Origin of the sequence: Streptomyces sp. XY006, from assembly GCF_002237655.1 — a bacterium.
Lineage (GTDB): Bacteria > Actinomycetota > Actinomycetes > Streptomycetales > Streptomycetaceae > Streptomyces > Streptomyces levis.
In genome coordinates, this window is the sequence record NZ_NOKT01000071.1 from 1 (window position 1) to 1,191 (window position 1,191).

General features: G+C 66.8%; 1 protein-coding gene. It reads right to left on the minus strand.

Annotation, left to right across the window (positions count from 1 at the left end; genetic code table 11):
- A complete protein-coding gene (locus CHR28_RS37055) occupies window positions 1–1,086 on the minus strand; it encodes an IS630 family transposase (protein WP_094058122.1) in 1,086 nt (361 codons plus the stop codon).
- Window positions 1,087–1,191: the final 105 nt, after the last annotated feature.

The window sequence follows — 1,191 nt, forward strand, 5'->3', positions numbered from 1 at the left end:
CTAGTGTCCTGGTCCGGAGATCCTGTCGCAGTAGCGGCAGATGCGGTCGATGATCTGGTCTGCGGTTTTGGTCCATTTGAAGGGCCGGGCCTGGTCGTTCCAGGTTTTGATCCAGTCCTCGAGGGCGGTCTTGAGCTCGTCGAGTGAGCAGAACACGCGGCGTTCGAGGCATCGCCGCTGCAGTTCGGCGAACCACCGCTCGGCCTGGTTGATCCAGGACGAGTAGGTCGGGGTGAAGTGCAGATGGAACCGCGGATGCGCGAGCAGCCACGCGTGGATCACCGGCGCCTTGTGGGCGGAGAGGTTGTCGCAGATCACATGGACCGCCAGGCCGGGATCGGTCTGGCGGTCGATCTCGTCGAGGAAGTCGCGGAAGTCCACGGCCCGGTGCTGCGCGGACAGCTTGCCGATCACCTTGCCGGTGGCGGTGTCCAGGGCGGCGAACAGGTCCACGGTGCCGTGCCGGACGTAGTCGAAGCTGCGGCGCTCGGGGGTGCCCGGGACCATCGGCAGTACCGGCGCTGTCCGTTCCAGCGCCTGGATCTGCGGTTTCTCGTCGAGAGCGAAGACGGCCGCGTTCGCCGGCGGGGCGAGATACAGTCCGACCACGTCACGGATCTTGTCGATCAGCAGCGGGTCCGGGGAGATCTTGAAGGTCTCCGTGCGCCAGGGCTGCAGGCCGAAGGCCCGCCAGATCCGCAGCACACTCGTCGGTGAGATCCCCACCCGCCGGGCCAGTTCCCGCTTCGACCAGTGGGTGGCGCCTTCGGGTACCTCTTCCAGCGTGCGCACCACCACCTCTTCCACCTGGGCGTCGGTGATGGTGCGCGGCACGCCGGGACGCGCCTCGTCGGACAGGCCATCGAGACGGAGTTGCAGGAATCTGGTCCGCCACCGGCTCACGGTCCCGCGATCGGTGTCCAGCCGTGCGGCCACCGCGGTGTTGTTCAGCCCGTCCGCGCAGGCCAGCACGATCCGTGCCCGCTTGGCAAGACCCTGCGCGGTTGTCCGCCGTCTGGCCCACCCCTGCAACACCAGCCGCTCGTCCTCGGATAACACCACCGGTTGCAGCCTGCTGTCCCCCATTCCTCCAGCAGACCGCAGCCACCAGCCCCTGTCACCGCCCGAGCCGAAAACTGAAACGAACCACGACTCACGTGGCGAGACGTGAACTCAAGACCAGATCACTAG

What these genes read in the sequence shown, in the direction of transcription:
- CHR28_RS37055 (WP_094058122.1), bottom strand. Translation starts at nt 1,086, where the DNA reads ATGGGGGACAGCAGGCTGCAACCGGTGGTGTTATCCGAGGACGAGCGG.